21 protein-coding genes are annotated in these 19,804 nt (G+C 67.7%); 10 read left to right on the plus strand and 11 right to left on the minus strand.

The features are described from left to right. From KQ910_RS00855 to KQ910_RS00865, 3 genes are read right to left on the minus strand one after another with little or no spacing between them, the layout of a single operon-like run. Positions 1-399 carry a DUF423 domain-containing protein gene (locus KQ910_RS00855; protein WP_216956086.1) on the minus strand — a complete coding sequence of 133 codons (399 nt, stop codon included), beginning with the start codon at positions 397-399 and terminating at the stop codon, positions 1-3. A gap of 4 nt (positions 400-403) precedes the next feature. Continuing rightward, on the minus strand, positions 404-1,207 hold the full coding sequence (locus KQ910_RS00860) for an SDR family NAD(P)-dependent oxidoreductase (protein ID WP_216956089.1): 804 nt from the start codon (positions 1,205-1,207) through the stop codon (positions 404-406). 11 nt (positions 1,208-1,218) lie between these two features. After that, a complete protein-coding gene (locus tag KQ910_RS00865; RefSeq protein ID WP_216956092.1) occupies positions 1,219-1,992 on the minus strand; it encodes an enoyl-CoA hydratase/isomerase family protein in 774 nt (257 codons plus the stop codon). A gap of 86 nt (positions 1,993-2,078) precedes the next feature. Here KQ910_RS00865 and KQ910_RS00870 point away from each other — a divergent pair, with 86 nt between their 5' ends. Beyond that, the gene (locus tag KQ910_RS00870; protein WP_216956094.1) at positions 2,079-3,008 is read left to right on the plus strand and encodes a 3-hydroxyacyl-CoA dehydrogenase family protein; all 930 of its coding nucleotides are present in this window, start codon (positions 2,079-2,081) and stop codon (positions 3,006-3,008) included. On the opposite strand, the gene KQ910_RS00875 is transcribed toward KQ910_RS00870, so the two are convergent. Beyond that, positions 3,009-4,847, minus strand: a complete 1,839-nt coding sequence (locus tag KQ910_RS00875) for a DEAD/DEAH box helicase (RefSeq protein WP_369408266.1) — start codon at positions 4,845-4,847, stop codon at positions 3,009-3,011. A gap of 305 nt (positions 4,848-5,152) precedes the next feature. Here KQ910_RS00875 and KQ910_RS00880 point away from each other — a divergent pair, with 305 nt between their 5' ends. Genes KQ910_RS00880 through KQ910_RS00890 form a run of 3 tightly spaced genes read left to right on the plus strand, consistent with a single transcriptional unit; the run spans position 5,153 to position 8,109 of the window. Then, positions 5,153-6,130: a Bug family tripartite tricarboxylate transporter substrate binding protein gene (locus KQ910_RS00880; protein WP_216956098.1), complete on the plus strand. Its 978-nt coding sequence runs from the start codon at positions 5,153-5,155 to the stop codon at positions 6,128-6,130. A gap of 15 nt (positions 6,131-6,145) precedes the next feature. Next, on the plus strand, positions 6,146-7,219 hold the full coding sequence (locus tag KQ910_RS00885; RefSeq protein ID WP_216956101.1) for an LLM class flavin-dependent oxidoreductase: 1,074 nt from the start codon (positions 6,146-6,148) through the stop codon (positions 7,217-7,219). Beyond that, positions 7,216-8,109, plus strand: coding sequence for a DMT family transporter (locus KQ910_RS00890; protein ID WP_216956103.1), 894 nt, complete (start codon positions 7,216-7,218; stop codon positions 8,107-8,109). The genes KQ910_RS00885 and KQ910_RS00890 overlap by 4 nt, the downstream gene beginning before the upstream one ends. A 146-nt stretch (positions 8,110-8,255) precedes the next feature. On the opposite strand, the gene KQ910_RS00895 is transcribed toward KQ910_RS00890, so the two are convergent. Next, positions 8,256-8,630 (minus strand): lysozyme inhibitor LprI family protein, encoded by a 375-nt coding sequence (locus KQ910_RS00895; protein WP_216956105.1) that lies wholly within the window; start codon positions 8,628-8,630, stop codon positions 8,256-8,258. Then, the gene (locus KQ910_RS00900; protein WP_216956109.1) at positions 8,627-9,415 is read right to left on the minus strand and encodes an SDR family NAD(P)-dependent oxidoreductase; all 789 of its coding nucleotides are present in this window, start codon (positions 9,413-9,415) and stop codon (positions 8,627-8,629) included. Before KQ910_RS00900 ends, KQ910_RS00895 begins: the two co-directional genes overlap by 4 nt. A 56-nt stretch (positions 9,416-9,471) precedes the next feature. Here KQ910_RS00900 and KQ910_RS00905 point away from each other — a divergent pair, with 56 nt between their 5' ends. Then, the gene (locus KQ910_RS00905; protein WP_216956112.1) at positions 9,472-9,963 is read left to right on the plus strand and encodes a GFA family protein; all 492 of its coding nucleotides are present in this window, start codon (positions 9,472-9,474) and stop codon (positions 9,961-9,963) included. Between the two features lies 1 nt (position 9,964). On the opposite strand, the gene KQ910_RS00910 is transcribed toward KQ910_RS00905, so the two are convergent. Beyond that, a complete protein-coding gene (locus KQ910_RS00910) occupies positions 9,965-10,987 on the minus strand; it encodes an alpha/beta hydrolase (protein WP_216956114.1) in 1,023 nt (340 codons plus the stop codon). Between the two features lie 17 nt (positions 10,988-11,004). Between KQ910_RS00910 and KQ910_RS00915 the strand changes: the two genes are divergently transcribed. Then, positions 11,005-11,817, plus strand: a complete 813-nt coding sequence (locus KQ910_RS00915) for an enoyl-CoA hydratase-related protein (RefSeq protein WP_216956117.1) — start codon at positions 11,005-11,007, stop codon at positions 11,815-11,817. A gap of 164 nt (positions 11,818-11,981) precedes the next feature. Here KQ910_RS00915 and KQ910_RS00920 read toward each other — a convergent pair whose 3' ends face one another. The 3 genes from KQ910_RS00920 to KQ910_RS00930 are packed head-to-tail and all read right to left on the minus strand — an operon-like array spanning position 11,982 to position 13,752. Next, on the minus strand, positions 11,982-12,785 hold the full coding sequence (locus KQ910_RS00920) for a crotonase/enoyl-CoA hydratase family protein (protein WP_216956120.1): 804 nt from the start codon (positions 12,783-12,785) through the stop codon (positions 11,982-11,984). Continuing rightward, positions 12,782-12,994 carry a hypothetical protein gene (locus KQ910_RS00925; protein ID WP_216956122.1) on the minus strand — a complete coding sequence of 71 codons (213 nt, stop codon included), beginning with the start codon at positions 12,992-12,994 and terminating at the stop codon, positions 12,782-12,784. Before KQ910_RS00925 ends, KQ910_RS00920 begins: the two co-directional genes overlap by 4 nt. Further along, the gene (locus KQ910_RS00930; protein ID WP_216956125.1) at positions 12,991-13,752 is read right to left on the minus strand and encodes a TSUP family transporter; all 762 of its coding nucleotides are present in this window, start codon (positions 13,750-13,752) and stop codon (positions 12,991-12,993) included. Before KQ910_RS00930 ends, KQ910_RS00925 begins: the two co-directional genes overlap by 4 nt. Before the next feature lie 51 nt (positions 13,753-13,803). Here KQ910_RS00930 and KQ910_RS00935 point away from each other — a divergent pair, with 51 nt between their 5' ends. The 4 genes from KQ910_RS00935 to KQ910_RS00950 all read left to right on the plus strand — a co-directional run bounded on the left by KQ910_RS00935 (position 13,804) and on the right by KQ910_RS00950 (position 18,509). Beyond that, the gene (locus KQ910_RS00935; protein ID WP_216956127.1) at positions 13,804-15,237 is read left to right on the plus strand and encodes an amidase; all 1,434 of its coding nucleotides are present in this window, start codon (positions 13,804-13,806) and stop codon (positions 15,235-15,237) included. A 91-nt stretch (positions 15,238-15,328) separates the two neighbouring features. Then, positions 15,329-16,294, plus strand: coding sequence for a Bug family tripartite tricarboxylate transporter substrate binding protein (locus KQ910_RS00940; RefSeq protein WP_216956129.1), 966 nt, complete (start codon positions 15,329-15,331; stop codon positions 16,292-16,294). Positions 16,295-16,302: 8 nt separating this feature from the next. Continuing rightward, positions 16,303-16,665, plus strand: a complete 363-nt coding sequence (locus tag KQ910_RS00945; protein WP_216956131.1) for a DMT family protein — start codon at positions 16,303-16,305, stop codon at positions 16,663-16,665. 203 nt (positions 16,666-16,868) lie between these two features. Next, on the plus strand, positions 16,869-18,509 hold the full coding sequence (locus KQ910_RS00950) for a glycosyltransferase family 39 protein (protein WP_216956133.1): 1,641 nt from the start codon (positions 16,869-16,871) through the stop codon (positions 18,507-18,509). A gap of 1 nt (position 18,510) precedes the next feature. Here the strand turns inward: KQ910_RS00950 and KQ910_RS00955 are convergent, their stop codons facing one another. After that, on the minus strand, positions 18,511-19,803 hold the full coding sequence (locus KQ910_RS00955; protein ID WP_216956135.1) for a PepSY-associated TM helix domain-containing protein: 1,293 nt from the start codon (positions 19,801-19,803) through the stop codon (positions 18,511-18,513). Position 19,804: the final 1 nt, after the last annotated feature.

Raw genomic sequence — 19,804 nt, forward strand, 5'->3', positions numbered from 1 at the left:
TCAGCCGATCGGGCGCTTGAGCGCGGCGATCGCAAGCAACACCCAGCCCGCGATGAAGGCGAGACCGCCGATCGGTGCCACGGCGCCGAACCATCGCGGGCCGCCGAACGACATTGCGTACAGCGCACCCGGGAACAGGACGCTGCCTGCGAGAAAGAGCCACAGCGCAAGCAGGGCGAAGCGCGCGTTGAGCAGCTCAGCGCCCGCCAGGGCGCAGACGCCCAGCATCGCGAGCGCATGGAACATCTGATAGTGGCTGCCGGTCTGCAGCCAGTCCTTCGCCTTGAGGCCTGCTTCCGTGCGCAGGTCGAGCCCGTGCGCGGCGAAGGCACCGGCGGTGACCGAGATCGCGCCGCTGAGCGCCGCGACGACGATCCAGATCCGCGCGGCCTCACCCATGGGTCTACTGCAGAGGCCGGGTCGGACGCCCGCCGGCGGTCATGCCGCCGTCGATCACCAGCTCCTGGCCGGTGATGTAGTTGCCGGCGTCGGTGCACAGGAACAGCACGCCGTTGGCGATGTCCTGCGCCTCGCCGACACGGGGCAACGGCACCGAAGCCGCGGCACGCTCGCGCGGATCGATCGGCGCGTTGCGGCGGTTGCCTTCGGCGCCGGTCGGGATCTTCTCCCAGATCGGCGTGGCGATGATGCCGGGATGGATGGAGTTGCAGCGGATGTTGTCGGCCGCGTGCTCCAGCGCCACCGACTTGGCCAGCAGACGGACGCCGCCCTTGGTCGCCGAGTAGGCCGCGAGGCCCGGCGCGCCGCGCAGGCCGGCCACCGACGACATCAGCACGATCGAACCGCCACCGCCGCGCTGCATCGCGGGGATCGAATGCTTGATGGAGAGGAACACGCCATCGAGGTTGATCGCCTGCTGACGCTGCCAGTCGGCGAGAGTCATGGTGGCGATCGGCGACATGATGCCGATACCGGCATTGGCCACCATGATGTCGAGGCGGCCGTAGCGTTTCTCGGCTTCGGCGACGATACCCGGCCATGCCGCTTCGTCGCGCACGTCATGACGCACGTAGTGCGCCTTGCCGCCCGCTTTCCCGATACGCTCGACGACGCCCTTGCCCAGGGCGTCGTCGATATCGGTGATCAGGACCGACGCGCCTTCGCGCGCCAGCGTTTCGGCACAGGCCTCGCCGATGCCGGAGGCGCCGCCGGTGACGATGGCGACCTTGCCCGAGACCTGTGCCATGGAACGCTCCCTTAGCGGTTCTTCCAATTGCCGGGGCGCTTCTCGGCGTAGGACTTGACGCCTTCCTTGAAGTCCTCGGTCTTGCGCGTCCACTCCTGCTCGGTGAGTTCGCGCTCGGTCGCCGCTTCGGCGCCGTCGGCGAAACCACGACGCATCGTCTCGCGGGTCGACATCACCGCGAGCGGAGCGCTCTCGGCGATCTCCTGCGCGAGCTTGATCGCTTCCTTGCGCACGTCGGCCAGCGGCGCCAGCACGTCGGCCAGGCCCCACGCCACCGCCTCCTCGCCGCCGATGCGACGGCCGGTCAGGAACATCAGGTTCGCCTTCTGCTGGCCGATCAGGCGCGGCAGCGTGAAGGTGAGCGAGAAGCCCGGATGGAAACCCAGACGGGTGAAGTTGGCGGCGAAGCGCGCCTCCGGGGCCGCGACACGGAAGTCGGGCGCCAGCGCAAGGCCGAGGCCGCCACCGATGGCCGGTCCCTGGATCGCCGCGACGCTCGGCTTCTTCGCCCGGAAAATGCGGGTCGCTTCCTTGTAGAGGTGCTTGCCGCTCTCGGCCGCGCCAGTCTGCGGGCGGTTGGCGAAATCGGCGCCGGCGCAGAACGACTTGCCCTGCGCGCACAGCACGTAGGCGCGGATCTTGTCGTCGCGATCGAACGCTTCGAAGGCATCGGCGATCTGGTTGATCAGCGAATTGTCGAAGAAGTTGTGCGGCGGCCGCTGAATCTCGACGATTCCGACCGCGCCGTCGGTGCTGATGCCGAGGTCCTTGAAGGTGGCGCTCATACGTTTTCTCCCACGTTGAAAATACGGTTAACTTGGGCCGGATACTGCCCCGGCAGGGGGCACGCGTCGATACGGGAGGAAAAGGAATGCCGCAAAGCGAACGACACGCCCTGGTGCTGGGCGGAGGCACGATGGGCGTTGGGATCATCTCCATGTTCCTGGGCGGCGGCTGGAAGGTGGACGTCGTGTCGCGCTCCGCCTCGACCCGCGACGGGCTGCCGGCGGCCACTGCCCGGGCACTCAGGACCATGGGAAAGCCTGAGGACATATCGGGTCTCGGGACCTATGCGACGCTCGAGGAGGCGCCCTGGTCGAAGATCGACATCGTTGTCGAGACGGTGACCGAGGACTTGCCGCTGAAGCAGAAGCTTTTCGCCGACATGGAGAAACTCTCCCGTCCCGGCGTGCCGCTGACCTCCAATTCGTCGAGCTTCCCAATCAGCGAGATCGGCAAGGGGCTCGCGACCCAGGACCGCATGATGGGCCTGCACTTCTTCATGCCCGCGCACCTGATCCCGCTGGTCGAGGTCGTGCGCTCCGTCCACACCGATGTGGCGCTTGCCGAAAAAGTCGGCGCGATCATGAGCGAACTGGGGAAGCGGCCGGTCCAGGTGAAGAAGGACGTGATCGGCTTCCTGGGCAACCGGATCCAGGGTGCGCTGATGCGCGAGGCGCTGTGGCTGATCGAAGAGGGAGTGGCCTCGCCGGAAGACATCGACGCGACGGTGCGTCTCTCCTTCGGCTTCCGCTACGCCGCTGCCGGCCCGATCACCCAGAAGGAACATTCCGGCTGGGACACGACCTGTGCCGTCGCCAAGATCATCTGGCCCGACCTCAGCAATGCCGACGGCCCGCCGCCGGTCCTGCAGCGCAACGTCGATCAGGGCCGGATCGGCTTCAAGACCAAGGGCGGCTTCTTCGACTGGGACGATGCCTCGATAGCAAAAGAGCGCGCCCGATATGAGCGCGCTCTTTCTAAATGCCTGGAAATCTTCCGCGAGGAAGGAATTCTCTAGCTAGGCAGCGCGGCCTCGACCGCGGCCACCGCCGCCGCCGCCGCCTCCACCGCCGAAGCGCCGGCCCTTCCACTGGGGACGCGGACCCTGCGGACGATCGCCGGCCGGGCGATCGCCTTGCGGGCGGTCACCGTGGGGACGGTCGCCGTGGGGACGCGGCGCATACTGGCCGCCGCCACCATTGTGGTTCGGACGATCGCCGAACGACCGCGGGCGGTCACCCTGCGGGCGATCACCGTGCGGACGATCGCCATGGGGACGATCGCCCTGCGCGCGATCGAAGCGGTCGCCCTGCGGACGATCACCATGGGGACGATCACCATGAGGGCGGTCACCCCGGGGGCGGTCGCCGAACGGGCGATCACCCTGCGGGCGCGGACCACGCGGACGATCACCCTGGGGGCGCTCGCCCTGCGGACGGTCGCCGTGCGGACGGTCGCCCTGCGGGGCATCGCGGAAGTCGCCACCGCGGAACTGGCTGTCGGCATGCGCCGGCGGACGGTCGCCGCGCGAACGATCATGGTTGGCACGGTCGCCGAACGAGCGATGACCGCCGGGACGACCACCACCGCCAGGACGACCACCGCCACCCGGACGGCCGGCGCCACGCGGACCACCACGGCCCTCGCGGGGACGCTCGTCGCGATCATCACGATCGTCGCCCTCGGCGCGCGCCTTGGGCGGCGGCAACTGCGGCATGTCCTCGTTGGCCGGCGTCGGCACGACGGGAATGCGCTGGTTGGTCAGCCGCTCGATACCCTTGAGCTGGCCGCGCTCGCTGCCGTCGCAGAACGAGATCGCAATGCCCGAGGCGCCGGCGCGCGCGGTGCGGCCGATGCGATGGACGTAGCTCTCGGCATCGGCCGGCAGCTCGAAGTTGATGACATGGGTCACGCCCTGCACGTCGATGCCGCGCGAGGCGAGATCGGTCGCGACCAGGACGCGGGCTTTGCCGCGGCTGAAATTGTCGAGCGCCTTCTGGCGGGCGTTCTGCGACTTGTTGCCGTGGATCGCCTCGGAGCGCACGCCACGGTCTTCCAGCGCCTCGGCGACGCGGTTGGCGCCGCGCTTGGTGCGCGTGAAGATGATGACCCGCTCGAGGCTCTCATCGGTCAGGAGATGGTTGAGCAGGGTGCGCTTGAGGCCGGCGTTCACGAAATAAACGCGCTGGTCGATCTTCTCGACGGTGCGGCCCTGCGGTGCGATCTCGACCTTCTCGGGGTTCTTGAGAATTTCCGAGGAAAGCTTGGCGATGTCGTTCGGCATCGTCGCCGAGAACAGCAGGGTCTGCCGGTTCTTGGACACCGAGGCCGCGATGCGACGGACGTCGCGGATGAAGCCCATGTCGAACATGCGATCGGCTTCGTCGAGGACGAAGAAGCTGACCTGTCCGAGCTTCACGTTGCCGCGCTCGACCAGGTCGAGCAGACGGCCCGGCGTGGCGATCAGGATGTCGACGCCGCGCGCCAGGGTCTCGATCTGGCGGCCGTAGCCCAGACCGCCGACGACGGTGCAGAGGCGCAGGCCGAGGCCGCGACCGTAGGTGTCGAAGCTGCGGGCGATCTGAACCGCGAGTTCGCGGGTCGGCGCCAGCACGAGAGCGCGCGGGCTCTTGGGCTGGGCGCGTTCCTTGTTCTCGAAAAGGTGCTGCAGCACGGGCAGCGCGAACGCCGCCGTCTTGCCGGTGCCGGTCTGGGCGATGCCCAGAACGTCACGGCCCTGCAGCAGGGCGGGAATGGTGCGCGCCTGGATGGGCGTCGGCACGGTGTAGTTCGCTGCATTCAACGCACGCAGCAGCGGCTCGGCCAAACCGAGGTCCGCAAACGTAACTTCACTCACTGAAAATCCTTACTTGCCGCCCGGCATGCCATCCCCGGCACGCGCATCTGTAGCGGCGTTAGGCCTGTTCCCGCGCGCGGCTGGGACGGCTCTTGTCTGGGGGATTGTCTCGGGATGAGGCGCCGTCACAAAGAATGGGGCGCGTCGCGCGATCGCGAGAAATCTTGGACGCCCACGTACCTGTGGGCTGCGGCGTATATGATGGTGCAGCGCAGCGAAGTCAAGCCGATTGCGAGGGCGCCACTGGCATTCGGTCGATCCGCACCCTAAAGTCCCAGCAAAACAAGCACTTAAGGGAGTGAACGATGCGCCGCCGACACCTTCTCGGTCTGACTGCCGCGACACTGGCCACGCCGGCGATCCTGACCAGTGCCTGGGCCCAGGGTTTTCCCAACAAGCCGATCCGCATCATCATTCCCTACGCGCCGGGCGGCACCTCCGACATCCTGGCGCGCCTGATGCAGCCGCATCTGCAGGCTGCACTCGGCCAGTCGGTGGTCGTCGAGAACCGCACCGGCGCCAATGGCAACATCGCCGTCGACATGATCGCGAAGTCGGCGCCCGATGGTTACACGCTGGTCCTCACCGATCTCGGCAATCTCACGATATCGCCGTCGGTGATGAAGCTGCCATTCGATGTCGCCAAGGATTTCAACGCCGTCACGGTGCTGGCCTACACGCCGCACCTGCTCGCCGCGGCGCCCGACCGTCCCTACAAGACCGCCGCCGAACTGATCGCCTTTGCAAAGGCCAATCCGGACAAGCTCAACTATGCGACCGCCGGCCTCGGCAGCGCGCCGCATCTCGCGGGCGCGCTGTTCGCCCATTCGCTCGGCCTGAAGATCACCTTCATTCCGATGAAGGGCGGCGCCGAGGCGATCCAGCAGGTCGCGGGCGGCCACGCCGACGCCCTGTTCAACGGCATGATCGCAACCTTGCCGCACGTGAAGAGCGGCAAGCTGCGCGGCCTCGCGGTGTCGAGCGCCAAGCGCAACGAACTCGCGCCGGATCTTCCGACCGTCATCGAGGCCGCCGGCATCAAGGACTTCGTGACGGGAAGCTGGCAAGGCTTCCTGGCCGCCAAGGGCACGCCGCCGGAAGTGCTGGAGCGGCTCTATGTCGAGATCGACAAGACGACGAAGATCCCCGAAGTGGCCACGCGCCTGAAGGAACTCGGTGCCGAGCCTGTCCTCTACAAGCCCGCGCAGAGCGATACGTGGCGTGGCCGCGAGGTCGAAAACTGGGCCAAGGTGGTGAAGGATACCGGCATCAAGCTTGAGTAGCTGCGGGAGACAGCGATGGAATTCGGTATCCTCTTCACGTCGCACGCCAATCCGAAGGAAGAGCCCTATCCGCATCGCGCCGTGCATGCGCGCACGACGGACGAGATCATCGAGGCGGAGCGTCTGGGCTTCGACACCGCCTGGATCGCCGAGCACCATTTCTCGACGAGCTACGGCATCATGCCGGACTGCTTCGCCTACATGGCCTACCTCGCCGGCAAGACCAGCCGCATCAAGCTGGCCTCCGGCGTGATCACGCTGCCGCTCTACGATCCGATCCGCGTCGTCGAGAACGCCAACTTCGTCGACATCCTGTCGAACGGCCGGGTCATGCTGGGCATCGGCTCGGGCTATCGCCCCTATGAGTTCGTCGGGCTGGGCAAGGATTTCGAGGGTCGCCGCGACATGGTCGAGGAAGCGGTCGGCCTGATGTTCGACGCCTTCCATCGCCATCGCTACGACCACAACGGCAAGTATTTCAGCGGCACCGTCGCGGAGCCCTACGAACTGCTGCCGCAGCCCGTGCAGATGCCGCATCCACCGCTCTACATGGCGGGCGGCACCGACCGCTCGATCGGCTACTGCGGCCGCAACGGCTTCGGCCTGATGCTGTCGACCCTGCCGGGCATCGAGACGCTGGCGGCCCAGACCTCGCTCTACAAGCGCGAACTGGCGAAGGCGTCGGCCGAGCGCGCGAAGAACCCCGCGGCAGGGCAGATCGACATCGCGCGCTGGGTCTACATCGCCGACACCGACGCGCAGGCGCGCGCCGAGACCGAGGAGGCGATCGTCCGCCACATCGCGCATTTCGGCGGTACCGGCACGGCGGGCTATCTCGGCTCGGTGTCGGAGAAGGGCACCCAGCTCAGCTACGACGACCTGCTGAACACCACGCTCCTGCACGGCTCGGCCGAGACGGTGATCGCGCGCCTGCGCGAGATGCAGGCACGCACCGGCATGACCTCGCTGCTGCTGCACTACCCGCCCTATTACGGGCGGGAGAAGACGATGAAGAGCCTGAAGCTCTTCGCCGAACGCGTGATCCCGGCCTTCCGGCCTCCGGCGCATCGCGTCGCCGCCGCGGAATGACGCGGCCCGCGGCCGATCCGGGCCGCAACAACAATTCGCGCGGCGCGATCTTCACCATGCTCGCCATGCTGGGCTTCGCCAGCATGGACACCATCACCAAGTGGATGGTGGCCGACTATCCGATCGGCCAGATGATGTGGGTGCGCTACGCCATCTTCTGCCTGTTCGCCTGGTTCGTCGTGCGCCGCCGCGGCCTGCGCGCTGCCGCGCGGTCGGCCCGCCCCTGGCTGCAGCTCGGCCGCGCGCTGCTGGCGGTGGTCGAGAGTGCGGTGTTCGTGCTCGCCTTCCGCTACCTGCCGCTGGCCGACACGCACGCGGTCGCCGCGACCTCCCCGCTGATCGTGATCGCGCTGGGCGTGCTGTTTCTCGGTGAAAAAGCCGGGCCGGCGCGCTGGGCCGCCGTCGCCGCGGGCTTCGTCGGCGTGCTGCTGATCGTGCGACCGGGTTTCCGCGAACTCGACTGGCCGCTGCTGCTGCCGGTCGCGGGCGCGATCCTGTGGGGCGCCTACCAGATCCTGATCCGCCTCTGCTCGCGCACCGATACGCCCGACACGACGCTCGTCTGGTCGGCCTTCGTGGCCTTCGGCGCGACCACCCTGGTCGGACCGCTGCAGTGGCGCTGGCCGGACGCGACGGGCTGGGGCCTGCTGATCGCCATCGCGATACTGGGCGCCTTCGCTCACTACGCGCTGATCAAGGCCCTGGACTATGCCGAGGCAGGCGCCGTCCAGCCCTACAGCTATACGCTGCTGGTCTTCGTCACGATCCTGGGCGTGATCGTATTCGGCGACGTCCCCGACCATTGGACCCTGGCCGGCGCCGCGGTGATCGTCGCGTCAGGCCTCTACACCTGGCATCACGAGCGGCGTGCAGCTGTTAGAGCTGGATAAAAGGCCCCGTCGTCCCGAGCGGAGCGCAGCGAAGTCGAGGGACCTCTTTTCGCTTCGATACGCCGTGCGCCAGAAATGAGATTCTTCGACTGCGCCGCCCTCTGGGCGGCTGCGCTCAGGATGACGGGGCTTGTTTGTATCTGCCTCTAATTCCTGACGCAGGACAGGTCGCCTTCAGGACAGTTGAGCTGGGTCTCGAGATCCTTCACGCGCACGAGCGTCAGGCGTGCCTGGCACTGGGCGACGATCATGCCGTGGATCGAGCCACCGGCCGTCGGAGATCCGATGAAGGCGCACTCCCTGTCACGGAACTGGATCCACGCCTCCTCTGCCGACTGCAGCCGCGCGCGGCTCTCGGGTGAGAGGCGCGTGCGCAGCTTCGTGTAGACGGCATTGAGTTGCCGGTCGGCGTCCTGTAGCGCGGCACCCGCCTGCTGGTTGAGCTCCATCTGGCTCTGCGCGAAGCCCGCCGCCGGCATCGCGACGGCTGCCATAAGGAGCGCGACCAGCGGCCGAATCATCGCGGCCAGGCCCGCAGCGAAACGAGACCGCCGTCGATCGGCAGCATCACGCCCGTCACCCAGCGCGATTCGTCGGAAGCGAGATAGACCGCGCCATGGGCGATGTCCCAGGCCGTGCCCTCGACCTGCATCGGCACCATCTTCTTGCGCCGGTCGCGCGCCTCGGCGCCGAGATGCGCCACCATCGGCGTGTGTACCGAGCCCACGATGATGCAGTTGGCGCGGATGTTCTGCGTCGCATAGTCGGCCGCGACCGACATTGTGAAGCCGTGCAGGCCGGCCTTGGCCGTCGCATAGGCCACCGCGCCGGCACTGCCCATCAGGCCCAGCGCGCCGGCGATCGACGACACCATGATGATCGAACCGCCGCCGCCTTCCTTCATGCGCGGCAGGCAGGACTTGGTGCAGAGCATCGTCGTCGTGAGATTGGCCTCCAGCACCTTGTTCCAGGTTTCGAGCGTGACCGTCTCGGGCGTGCCCGGTCCGCCGATGCCGACATTGTTATGCAGGATGTCGAGGCGGCCATATTTCTTCATCGCGAAGTCGGCCATCGCCTCGGCTTCATCGATCTTCGCCACATCGGCCGCGAAGACCGACGCCTCGCCGCCCTCGTCCTTGATCTGCTTCGCCAGTCCCTCGGCGCGTTCGGCGCTGCGATTGACGAGGACGACCTTGGCACCTTCCTTGGCGAACAGCAGCGCCGTCGCCATGCCGTTGCCGACGCCCTCGCCGCGCGGCGCCGCACCCGTCACCACCGCCACCTTGCCCTGCAGCCGTCCGGCCATGTCTACTCTCCGCCCAGATGAATTCAGGCGCGGACCTTAGCCGGGAGAGGAATACGATGACCAGCAAGACGGAGACGTTCGAGGGCGGCTGCACCTGCCGGCACGTGCGCTATCGACTCACCTCGAAGCCGCTGTTCGTCCATTGCTGCCATTGCCGCTGGTGCCAGCGCGATTCCGGCACGGCCTTCGCGATGAACGCCATGATCGAGGCCGACAGGGTCGAGCGGCTGGGCGGCGAAGTCGAGGTGATCGACACGCCGACGCTCAGCGGCAAGGGCCAGAAGATCTCGCGCTGCCCGAAGTGCCGCATCGCGGTGTGGAGCAACTATTCAGGCGCCGGCCCGACGGTGCACTTCGTGCGTGTCGGCACGCTCGACGAGCCCGACCGGCTGCCCCCCGACATCCATATCTTCACCATGAGCAAGCAGCCCTGGGTCGCGCTGCCCGCCGCCGTTCCGGCGGCGGCTGAGTACTATGACCGCAACGAACTCTGGCCGAAGGAGAGTCTCGACCGATTTGCCGCGCACAAGGCGAAGAACGCGTCCTGAGCTAGGACCAGTAGACCGCCAGTTTCGCCGCCAGCCACTTCGCCAGAGCGGCATTCACGGCGACCGGCTGCTCCTGCGCCATCCAATGCCCCGACGGCACGACCACTTCAGTGAGGTCGGCGCAGTCGCGGCGCATCGGGTCGGCGAGCTTCGAGGTCATCGTCTCGCAGGTCGTGTCGTAGGCGCCGTGCAGGAACAGGACCGGCATGGCGAGCCTGCCGCCGTTCTTCGCCCGCTTCGAATAGGCGGCGTTGGCCTTGTGGTTCATGTACCAGGAGTCGGGGCCGAAGAAGCCGTTTCTGGTCAAGGCTGCGGCATAGGCCTCCATGTCCGCCTCGGTCAGCACGTCGGGATCGCGCGGCACGTCGGGGCAGGCGCCGCCGCCGAACCAGCCGCCGGCCATGCGCACCATCGAGGTCGGCGCGGGCTTTCCGACCCGCGACGGATCGCCCTTGCGGAACAGCGCCTTCACCAGGTTGCGCGGATTGGCGTCGAAGCTCGCGCAGGCCTTGTCGAAGCTCTCCTCGTAGAAGAACTGGTAGTCCCACTGTCCGGCCGGAAACTGGGCCTCGGGATAAAGCGCGCGGTCGACCAGCGGGACGACGGTCTCCAGCGTAAAGCCCGTGGACAGATAGGGCACACACAGGCTCGCCACGCCCACCGTCTTCTCGGGGTGATGCGCGGCCATGTTCCAGACGACGGGGCTGCCCCAGTCGTGGCCGATCCACACCGCCTTGTCGCGACCGAGTGAAGTGAGCAGCTCGACCATGTCGGCCACGATCTCTTCCTGCGCGAAATCCTCGTGCCGTGCATAGGTGCTGGAGCGGCCGTAGCCGCGCATGTCCGGCGCGATGCAGCGGAAGCCCAGGGCAGCAAAGGCCGGGAGCTGGTGCCGCCAGGAGAGCGACAGCTCGGGCCATCCGTGGACGAAGATCAGCAGCGGGGCGTCTTTCGCTCCGCAGGCGAGGTAGCCCGTCGTGTGACGGGCGGTCTTGACGGTGTGTTCGGTGACCGGGAATGTCATGGCAAGGAGAAGGTCACATGGAAATCGATACCGGCACAACCGAACTCTTGTGCAGCGTCCGCGACGGCGTCGCGCTGATCACGCTGAACCGCCCCGAGGCGCGCAATGCGATGTCGCCCGACCTCACGGAGGCCCTGCGCAACCAGATCAAGGCGCGCGGCGACGACGATGCGGTGGGCGCCCTGCTGATCACCGGTGCCGGCACCGCCTTTTGCAGCGGCGGCGACGTGAAGGGCATGGGCGGCCGCGGCCCGCGCGGCCAGATGAGCTACGAGGAGCGGCTGGCCGACCTGCGCTGGCGGCAGACGCACCTCACCGGCGCGCTGGTCGCCGTGCGCAAGCCCACCATCGCCGCCCTCCCCGGCGCGGCCGCCGGCGCCGGCCTCGCGATCGCGCTGGCCTGCGACATCCGGATCGCCGCGAAGTCCGCCTTCTGCACCACCGGCTACGCCAAGATCGGCCTCTCGGGCGATTACGGCATCTCGTGGCTGCTGACGCGCACTATCGGCCCGATGCGGGCGCGCGAGCTGATGTTCACGTCCGAGAAAGTCAGCTCCGAGCGTTGCGAGCAGATCGGACTCGTCAATCGCGTGGTCGACGACGCCAAGCTGCAGGACGAAGCCTTTGCCTTCGCCAAGTCCCTGGCCGAAGGTCCGCGGGTCGCGCTGCGCCACATGAAGGACAATCTCGACGAGGCGCTGCACATCAACTACTCGGACGCGCACTATCGTGAGGCCGAACGTCTGGTCCAGTCCTCACGCACCGAGGATCACAAGGAAGCGGTCGCGTCCTTCGTCGAGAAGCGCAAGCCGGTGTTCAAGGGGCGGTAGCGGTCACCCACCCCACCTTCACCAAAATCACCTCACCCTGAGGAGCGCTCCGCAGGAGCGCGTCTCGAAGGGTGGGCACGAGCACTACGCCTGTTGCCCATCCTTCGAGACGGCGCGCTGCGCACACCTCCTCAGGATGAGGTGGTGCTGGTGAAACCCTTCGATCAATCCCTGTAGTTCGCCGACCGCTTCTGCAGGTTCGACATGATGGCTTCGAGCTGGTTGGGCGAGCCGATCAGCTTCTGCTGCTCGACCGACTCCATCATCAGTCCGGAGGCGGCATCGGTCGCGACGGCGGCGTTCAGCAGCCGCTTGTTGGCGCGCATCGCGTCGGGGCTCTTGGAGGCGATCTCCCGCGCCGTTTCCAGCGCCGCGGCACGCGGATCGTCGACCACCTTCGTCACGAAACCCATCTCGCGCGCCTCGACGCCGTTGAAGATGCGGCCGGTGTAGGTGAGCTCTCGCACCACGTCCTCGCGCGCCAGATGTCGCATGAGCTGCGTGCCGGCGAGGTCGGGCACGAGGCCCCACTTGATCTCCATCACCGAAAAGCGCGCGTCGGCCGTGGCGTAGCGGATGTCCGGTCCCAGCGCGATCTGGAAGCCGCCGCCGAAGGCCACGCCGTGGACGGCGGCGATCACCGGTACCGGCAGCTCGCGCCACAACCAGGCGCATTGCTGCGGCCGGTTGGCGATGCCGTGAGTACGCTTGGTGAGGTCGCGCACGCCCGGCACCGCGTCGCCTTCCGCCTTCATGGCGGCAAAGCTTCCCATGTCGAGGCCGGCGCAGAAGGCCTTGCCCTCGCCCGACAGCACGACACAGCGCAGGCCCGGCATGGTGGCGAGCTTCGCGCCCGCCTCGATGATGCCCTCGAACATCGCCGGATCGAGCGCGTTCATCTTGTCGGCACGGATCAGGCGCACGTCGGCGACGCCGTCCTTGAGATCGATCGAAACGCGGTCCTTCATTTGTCCCTCTCCGATTTCATCCATTCGCGCAGGCGGCGCTTCACTTCGTCGGGGTCGAGCCGTTGCGGCGGCGCCAGACTGCCATCGTCGCGCTTGGGCCACATCAGGACGGCGATGCCGCGTTGCACGTCGGCGAAGGTGCAATCGTCCGGCAGGCGGTCGAGCAGCGCCCGTACCTGGTCCTTTACGCTGCCTTCCATAGTGCTCATCGCGTCACCATCAGCCAGATGCCCTGCGCTATGTAGACCGCGCCCAGCGCCAGGATCACGCGGCGCGTCCAATGATAGAACTGCTTGTCGGACATGCGGTCGAGGAAACTGCGCGACAGGGTCGTGCCGACCACCGCGAAGGCGGCAGCGTAGCCCATGACCAGCCACTGTTCGAGGTCGCGGCCGGCCGGACCTTCGATCACCAGGCCGAAATAGATCACCTTGGTGAGATGGCCCAGAACCTGTGCCGCGGCCTTGGTGGCGACGTTGACCTGCCGCGTCATGCCGGTGCGAACATAGAAGATGTCGAGCAGCGGGCCGGTCACGCCCGAGACGAGCTGGATGGCGCCGCCGATGGCGCCCGCCAGGAACGCCTGCCCGCCGCGCTCGATGTTGGGCGCGATGCGCTGCGGCACCGCCAGCGCGATGAACGGCGTCGCTCCGACAGCCATCAGCACCAGCGCCTTGTCGGGAACGAAATCGAAGAAGGAGAAGACAACCAGCGAAGCCACGGCCCCTGCGCCGAACTGCAGCACGACGTTCCAGTTCACGTGATGGCGCCACAGCCAGGCCCGCCAGCCGTTGGCCGCGATCTGGATGACGCCGTGGAACACCATGGCGACCGGCACCGGCAGGAAGAGCAGCAGGAAGCCGATCAACAGCATCCCTCCCGCCATGCCGAAGATGCCGGAGACGAACGAGGTCACGACGGCAACGACCGCGAGTGCCGCCAGGACGGGAAGCGAGAACATCGGCATCGGGCGTAGCGCAGCGTGCAGACCGTGTCGAGGATGGGCTAGTGTGCCGGCATGACCGACACAGAACTTCTCTTCACTCCGGCCGTGCAGGCCGCCGCCCTCATCCGCAACAGGAAGCTTTCGCCCGTCGAATATCTCGACGCGGTCCTCAAAGCCGCCGAGCGCGCCAACCCCGTGATCAACTGCTTCCGCGAGGTCATGGTCGACCGCGCGCGACGTGACGCGAAAACGGCCGAGGAAGCCGTCACACGGGGTGAAAAACTGGGCCCCCTGCATGGCATTCCGATCAGCGTGAAGGACCTCGTCGACGTCGAGGGTGCGCCGACCCGCCACGGCTCGGCAATCTTCGAGGGCAACGGCCCGGCCGCGGCCGACGATCTGCTGGTGCAGCGCCTGCGCGCCGCCGGTGCGGTCATCTTCGCCAAGGCGACGACGCCCGAGTTCGGCGTGAAGGGACTGACCGACGGCCCGTTTGGCGTCACGCGCAATCCGTGGAATCTGCAACGCACGCCGGGCGGTTCCAGCGGCGGCGGCGCGGCGGCGGTGGCGGCCGGCCTCGGCCCCCTCTCCCTCGGCACCGACGGCGCGGGCTCGGTGCGCGGCCCCGCCTCCTGCTCGGGGCTGGTCGGCCTCAAGCCGACCCTGGGCGCCGTGCCCTACGACACCACGCGCGACGCCTACGGCAACAACATCTATGCCGGCCCGCTGGCGCGCTCCGTCACCGACGCCGCGGTCATGCATTCGGTGCTGGTCGGTCCGAGCGACAAGGACCCCTGGACCCTCTCCGGCAGCGCGCAGAAGCCGCTGTCCCCGAAGCTCGCGGGCAGCGATCTGGCCGGCGTCCGCATCGGCTACATGGAGCGCACCGCCAATCCACGCGTCGCCGCCGACGTGCGCGACAACACGCGCGCTTCGCTCGCGGCCTGGGAGGCGATGGGCGCCGAGGTCGAGGAGGTCACCGACAAGATCGACTGGATCGAATACGAGGGCCGCGTTCTCTACCAGGCGAATTTCGCCGTGTTCTGCGCGCAATACCTGCCGAAGTGGCAGAACCAGATGGACCCGGTGACACTCGCCTTCATGGAGCGCGGCGCCAAGTTCACCCTGGCGGACTTTCGCAACGCGCAATTTGCGCGCACGACGCTGTTCCGCAAGATCCAGTCCCTGTTCGAGCGCTACGACTTCCTGGTGATGCCGACCAACGCGCGCACCGCGCTCGACGTGACGCACGACGCGGCCAACGACGAGGTGATGATCGACGGCGTGAAGTGCGGCATCACCCGGCAGGGCTGGACCTCCTACCAGTATCCTTTCAACCTGACCGGCCATCCCGCCTGCGCCTACCCGTCGGGCTTCGGCACGGACGGGCTGCCGACCTCCGTGCAGGTCGTGGGCAAGTGGGGCGCCGAGACCGACGTCCTGCGGATGGGCGCCCTGCTCGAAGCCGCCCGGCCGTGGGCGCAGCATCGGCCACCGACGCGCTGATCGTCCGCAACGCGGGCCGCGCAGGCATCGGAGCTTTGCGCGGCCGGGGACGTTCTTCTAGGCTCCTCCCAAACATGAACAGGAGGAATCAATGCGTTTGGTAGCGGTCATTGGAGCACTTGCCGGGCTTGCCTTCGGGTCGGGAACGGCTTTCGCGCAAGCTTTCGACAAGCCCATCAAGATCATGGCGCCCTATGCGCCGGGCGGGAACATCGACGTCACCGCCCGCATCATCGCCGACAAGCTGCGCGAGGTGACGGGCGTCACCGTCATCGTCGAGAACAAGGCCGGCGCCAGCGGCATGATCGGCAGCGATATCGTCGCCCGGTCGGCGCCCGACGGAACGAGCCTCCTGGTCTCGGCCAACTCGCTGGTCGCGGTGCCGGCCATCTACGGCAATGCGCCCTACGACTGGCGCACGGCCTTCACGCCGATCACCCATATCCAGCGCGTGCCGGCCGTCCTCGTCGTGCCGCCCAGCTCGCCGATCAAGACCCTGGCCGACTTCATCGCCCTCGGTAAGGACGGCAAGTTCGCGGTGGCCGATTCCGGCGTCGGCACCACCAATCATCTCGCGATCGAGCTGATCGGCGAGGCCACCAACACCAAGTACACGCTGGTCCACTACAAGGGATCGGGCGCCGCCATGATCGACGTGATGGCGGGCCAGGTGCCGGCCCAGGTCGACCAGCTGAACGCCGCCCTCGGCAACATCAAGTCGGGCAAGCTGCGCGCTATCGCGGTGTCGTCCGACAAGCGCGTGCCGCAGCTTCCCGACGTGCCGACCTTCAAGGAAAGCGGCGTGAAGGGTCTCGAGAACTTCACCTTCGCGACCTTCACCGGCCTGTTCGGTCCGGCCAAGATGCCGCCGGAGGTCGTGGCGAAGATCAACGAGGCGATGGTCAAGGTCCTGAAAGACCCGGCCGTCGTGCAGCGTTTCGCCGACCTCACCGCCGAGGCCTATCCGACTACGCCGCAGGAGACCGCGGCGATGTTCGACGCCGAGGACAAGATGGTCGTCCCGCTCATCAAGAAGCTGCAGATCAAACCGGAGTAGCCCGTTCGATGTCCTTCCTGCCGGCCGCCATCACGCCCATCGTCCTGTTGCTGATCTCGAACGTCTTCATGACGTTCGCTTGGTACGGGCACCTGAAGTTCACCGACAAGCCGCTGTGGCTGGTGGTGGTGGCAAGCTGGGGCATCGCCTTCGCCGAATACTGTTTCGCCGTTCCGGCCAACCGGTACGGCCACGCGGTCTATTCGGCCGCCGAGCTCAAGACCATGCAGGAGGTGATCACGCTCACCGTGTTCGCCGCCTTCTCGGTGCTGTATCTCGGCGAGCGCATCACCTCGAACCACCTCGTGGGCTTCGCCCTGATCTGCGGCGGCGCCTTCTTCATCTTCAAGGGACCGCTCCCGTCCTGGTGAAATCACCAGTCCGGCATGGGATGAGGCGGTCCGTCACCGCGTAGTCTGTCCAGGGGGACCCACGGCTGACGCAACTCCGAACCGCACGACGATTCGAACACGGGCTGCTCGCGGTAACCCTCGCCCTCGCGGCCAGCCTGCGCCTGTGGGATCTCTCCGCTAACGGGTTCGGCAACGAATACTACGCCGCCGGCGTGCGCAGCATGCTGCAGGGCGCCGGCCTCTTGTTCTACAACGCCTTCGATCCGGCAGGGCTGGTCTCGCTCGACAAGCCGCCGCTGGCCTTCTGGATCCAAACGGTCTTCGCCGCCGCGCTGGGCTACGGCACCTGGGCGATCCATCTGCCGCAGGCGCTGGCCGGTACCGCCTCGGTGGCGGTGCTGTATTTCCTGCTGCGAAAGCCGTTCGGCCGGTCGGTGGCGCTGATCGCGGCCTTCCTGATGGCCCTGTCGCCCATCGCCGTCGCGGTCGACCGCTCCAACAACACCGATGCCTGGCTGGTCCTGTTCCTGCTGATCGCAGCCGGGCTCGCCCTCAGGGGTCGTGGCCTGTCGCTGGTCTTCGCGATGGTGGCGCTGGGCTTCGCCTTCAATGTGAAGATGCTGGCGGCGCTCGTCTGCGGTCCCGCGCTCCTCGCCGGCTGGTGGCTCTCCAGCCCGCTCGACTGGCCGCGGCGGCTGGGCTGGATGGTCGCCGGCGGGTTCGCACTGGCCGTCGTCTCGCTGTCCTGGGCGGTCATCTTCGACCTGACACCGGAGCGGCTGCGGCCGCAGGCCGGCAGTAGCAAGAGCGGATCCATGCTCGAGCTGATCGTCGGACACAACGGGATCGAGCGCTTCGTGCGCGACCGGCGTCCACAAGCCCCCGCGACGACACAGGCGCCGCACGCCCTGGCATACGACGCGGCGCCGGTCGGACCGCTGCGCCTCGCCACGCCGATGCTGGCGGGGCAGTTCGCCTGGGCGCTGCCCTTCGCGGTGCTGGGCACCATCCTGGCGTGGCGGAGGCGACGCGCGGCGGTTGCGCTATGGGCCGGATGGGCGCTGACCTACGGCATTGTCTACAGCGCCGCCGGCGGCATCTTCCACATCTACTATCTCGTGACGCTCGCTCCACCCCTGGCCGCCCTGGCGGCCATCGGTGGCGTGGAACTCTGGCGGCGCGGTGCGGTGCCCCTCGCCCTCGGAGTCGCCGCCACGGCGCTCTGGCAGGCCTATGTCACCGGCGGGACGCTCGGCTGGACCGCAACCTGGACCGGCTTTCCCGCCGTCGCGCTGTTCGCGGCCGCCGCGGCGGCCTGGCGCGACCGGCGGCTGACGGCGCTGATCGGTGTCGTCGCGCTGCTGCTCCTGCCCACGGCCTGGGCGCTCAGCCCGATCTTCTCGCCGGGCAACCTCATCCTGCCGTCGGCCAGTCTGCCGCGCTGGCTAGGTATGGACGACGGACGCGGCCCCATCCTATCTCGCACGCATCGCTCCCAGGGAGACGACCCGAAGCTGCTGGCGTTCCTCGAAGCCCAACGTGGCACCGCGAAGTTCCTCGCCGCGACGTCCAACGCGCTGCTGGCCTCGCCGCTGATCATCCGCAGCGGCGAGCCCGTGCTGGCCTTCGGGGGTTACCTCGGCAACGACTCCATCATGAGCCTCGACGCTTTCGCCGAACGGGTGAAGCGCGGCGAGGTGAGATACGTGCTGCTGTCGCCGAGACGCCGCCCGGCCGCTTTCGACGCCTGGGTGCGGGCACGCGGCAGGCCGGTGGACCCGGCGCTGTGGCGCTCGCTGCCAACCGAGCCACGCCGCGCGATCAGCCTCTACGACCTCGCGCCGCGACCGACCAATCGTTGATCTATTCGGCGGGCTGGCCGGTGCCGCGCAGGATCGCCTGCCTTGTCCGCTCGCCGGCGCGGCGGTTGCGGCGCTTGATCCACCACATCAGGAAGCCGGTGACGGCGAAGATCGGGATGATCACGCCCGACACGAACACCAGGAACTTGTAAACGCCGCCCAGTCCGATGCCGTAATGCAGCGCGCGCTGCCAGGCGATGATCTTCTCGCCGGTCGACATGGCCTGCGGATCGAACACGTCGACCACGCTCTTGCGGTAGGGATCGACGATCACCGTGACGATCGGCGCGCCTTCCTCGTGGCCGGGCCGAATGAGGCCGACGCGCAGCGCCTGGTCGGGACGGACCGACAGGAAGGCGTTGAGGAAGCGCGTGCCGGGAACGCGCGCCCGGGCGAGTTCGACGGCTTCGTCGACATCCATCGGGGCGGTCCCGCGCATCGGCTCGACACGGGCCTGGAACATCGCCGCCCGCATGTCGCGACCGGGCCAGACCGTGTTCACCGCCGCCGAGATCTGCTGCGGGAAGGCGAGATAGACGCCGGTGAAGTTCACCAGCATGAAGATCGCCAGCGACCAGATGCCGACCGCGCCATGCAGCTCGCGGTTCAGGCGCAGGCCCTTGGCCTTGCGGCGCACCTGGAAGGCCGCTTTCCATTGGCCGGGCTTCGGCCACCAGAGATAGAGGCCCGAGCAGCCCAGAACGAGCATGGCGACGCCCAGCCAGCCTACGATCTCGCGGCCGACACCACCCGGGATGAAGATGTGGCCGTGCAGGTCGTGGAAGAAGCGTACCCAGCCGGTCATCGCCTGCTGGGTCTCGAGGACCTGCAGCGATACCGGATCGATCAGGATCTGCAGGCTGCCGGCAAACGGACTCTGCATCGGCACTCGGCCTTGCGCCGGCGCTCCCGTCGCCTGCCCGCCCTGCTGGCCCCCTTGCTGGCCTCCCCGGAACTGCGGCCGCTCATTGGCCATGCCGGGTCGCGACAGGCGCACCGCCGCCGGTTCGCCGACCTCGATGGGCCAGCGCACCGCGATGGGAATGCGGCCGGGCTCGCTGTTCGCGGCCTTGGCCGCCTCGATCAGCTTCGCGGCCGACTGCCATTCGCCGGCGGTCTTCACCGGCGGATCGCCCTGGCCCAGCAGATGCTCGATGTCGTGCGCATAGACCAGCACGGCGCCGGTGATGCCCATCATCACCAGCGGCAGCAGCAGGATCAGCCCGACCCAGAGATGGAGCTGCTGCAGCCAGTAGCGGAACGTGCGCCGCAGCGGCTTGGGACCCCTGGCCATC

Origin of the sequence: Reyranella humidisoli, from assembly GCF_019039055.1 — a bacterium.
Taxonomy (GTDB): Bacteria; Pseudomonadota; Alphaproteobacteria; order Reyranellales; family Reyranellaceae; genus Reyranella; species Reyranella humidisoli.

What these genes read in the sequence shown, in the direction of transcription:
- KQ910_RS00895 (WP_216956105.1), bottom strand. Translation starts at nt 8,630, where the DNA reads ATGATTCGGCCGCTGGTCGCGCTCCTTATGGCAGCCGTCGCGATGCCG.
- KQ910_RS00930 (WP_216956125.1), bottom strand. Translation starts at nt 13,752, where the DNA reads ATGCCGATGTTCTCGCTTCCCGTCCTGGCGGCACTCGCGGTCGTTGCC.
- KQ910_RS00900 (WP_216956109.1), bottom strand. Translation starts at nt 9,415, where the DNA reads ATGGCCGGACGGCTGCAGGGCAAGGTGGCGGTGGTGACGGGTGCGGCG.
- KQ910_RS00935 (WP_216956127.1), top strand. Translation starts at nt 13,804, where the DNA reads ATGACCGACACAGAACTTCTCTTCACTCCGGCCGTGCAGGCCGCCGCC.
- KQ910_RS00890 (WP_216956103.1), top strand. Translation starts at nt 7,216, where the DNA reads ATGACGCGGCCCGCGGCCGATCCGGGCCGCAACAACAATTCGCGCGGC.
- KQ910_RS00920 (WP_216956120.1), bottom strand. Translation starts at nt 12,785, where the DNA reads ATGAAGGACCGCGTTTCGATCGATCTCAAGGACGGCGTCGCCGACGTG.
- KQ910_RS00940 (WP_216956129.1), top strand. Translation starts at nt 15,329, where the DNA reads ATGCGTTTGGTAGCGGTCATTGGAGCACTTGCCGGGCTTGCCTTCGGG.
- KQ910_RS00950 (WP_216956133.1), top strand. Translation starts at nt 16,869, where the DNA reads ATGCTGCAGGGCGCCGGCCTCTTGTTCTACAACGCCTTCGATCCGGCA.
- KQ910_RS00885 (WP_216956101.1), top strand. Translation starts at nt 6,146, where the DNA reads ATGGAATTCGGTATCCTCTTCACGTCGCACGCCAATCCGAAGGAAGAG.
- KQ910_RS00915 (WP_216956117.1), top strand. Translation starts at nt 11,005, where the DNA reads ATGGAAATCGATACCGGCACAACCGAACTCTTGTGCAGCGTCCGCGAC.
- KQ910_RS00955 (WP_216956135.1), bottom strand. Translation starts at nt 19,803, where the DNA reads ATGGCCAGGGGTCCCAAGCCGCTGCGGCGCACGTTCCGCTACTGGCTG.
- KQ910_RS00880 (WP_216956098.1), top strand. Translation starts at nt 5,153, where the DNA reads ATGCGCCGCCGACACCTTCTCGGTCTGACTGCCGCGACACTGGCCACG.
- KQ910_RS00925 (WP_216956122.1), bottom strand. Translation starts at nt 12,994, where the DNA reads ATGAGCACTATGGAAGGCAGCGTAAAGGACCAGGTACGGGCGCTGCTC.
- KQ910_RS00870 (WP_216956094.1), top strand. Translation starts at nt 2,079, where the DNA reads ATGCCGCAAAGCGAACGACACGCCCTGGTGCTGGGCGGAGGCACGATG.
- KQ910_RS00860 (WP_216956089.1), bottom strand. Translation starts at nt 1,207, where the DNA reads ATGGCACAGGTCTCGGGCAAGGTCGCCATCGTCACCGGCGGCGCCTCC.
- KQ910_RS00945 (WP_216956131.1), top strand. Translation starts at nt 16,303, where the DNA reads ATGTCCTTCCTGCCGGCCGCCATCACGCCCATCGTCCTGTTGCTGATC.
- KQ910_RS00905 (WP_216956112.1), top strand. Translation starts at nt 9,472, where the DNA reads ATGACCAGCAAGACGGAGACGTTCGAGGGCGGCTGCACCTGCCGGCAC.
- KQ910_RS00865 (WP_216956092.1), bottom strand. Translation starts at nt 1,992, where the DNA reads ATGAGCGCCACCTTCAAGGACCTCGGCATCAGCACCGACGGCGCGGTC.
- KQ910_RS00855 (WP_216956086.1), bottom strand. Translation starts at nt 399, where the DNA reads ATGGGTGAGGCCGCGCGGATCTGGATCGTCGTCGCGGCGCTCAGCGGC.
- KQ910_RS00910 (WP_216956114.1), bottom strand. Translation starts at nt 10,987, where the DNA reads ATGACATTCCCGGTCACCGAACACACCGTCAAGACCGCCCGTCACACG.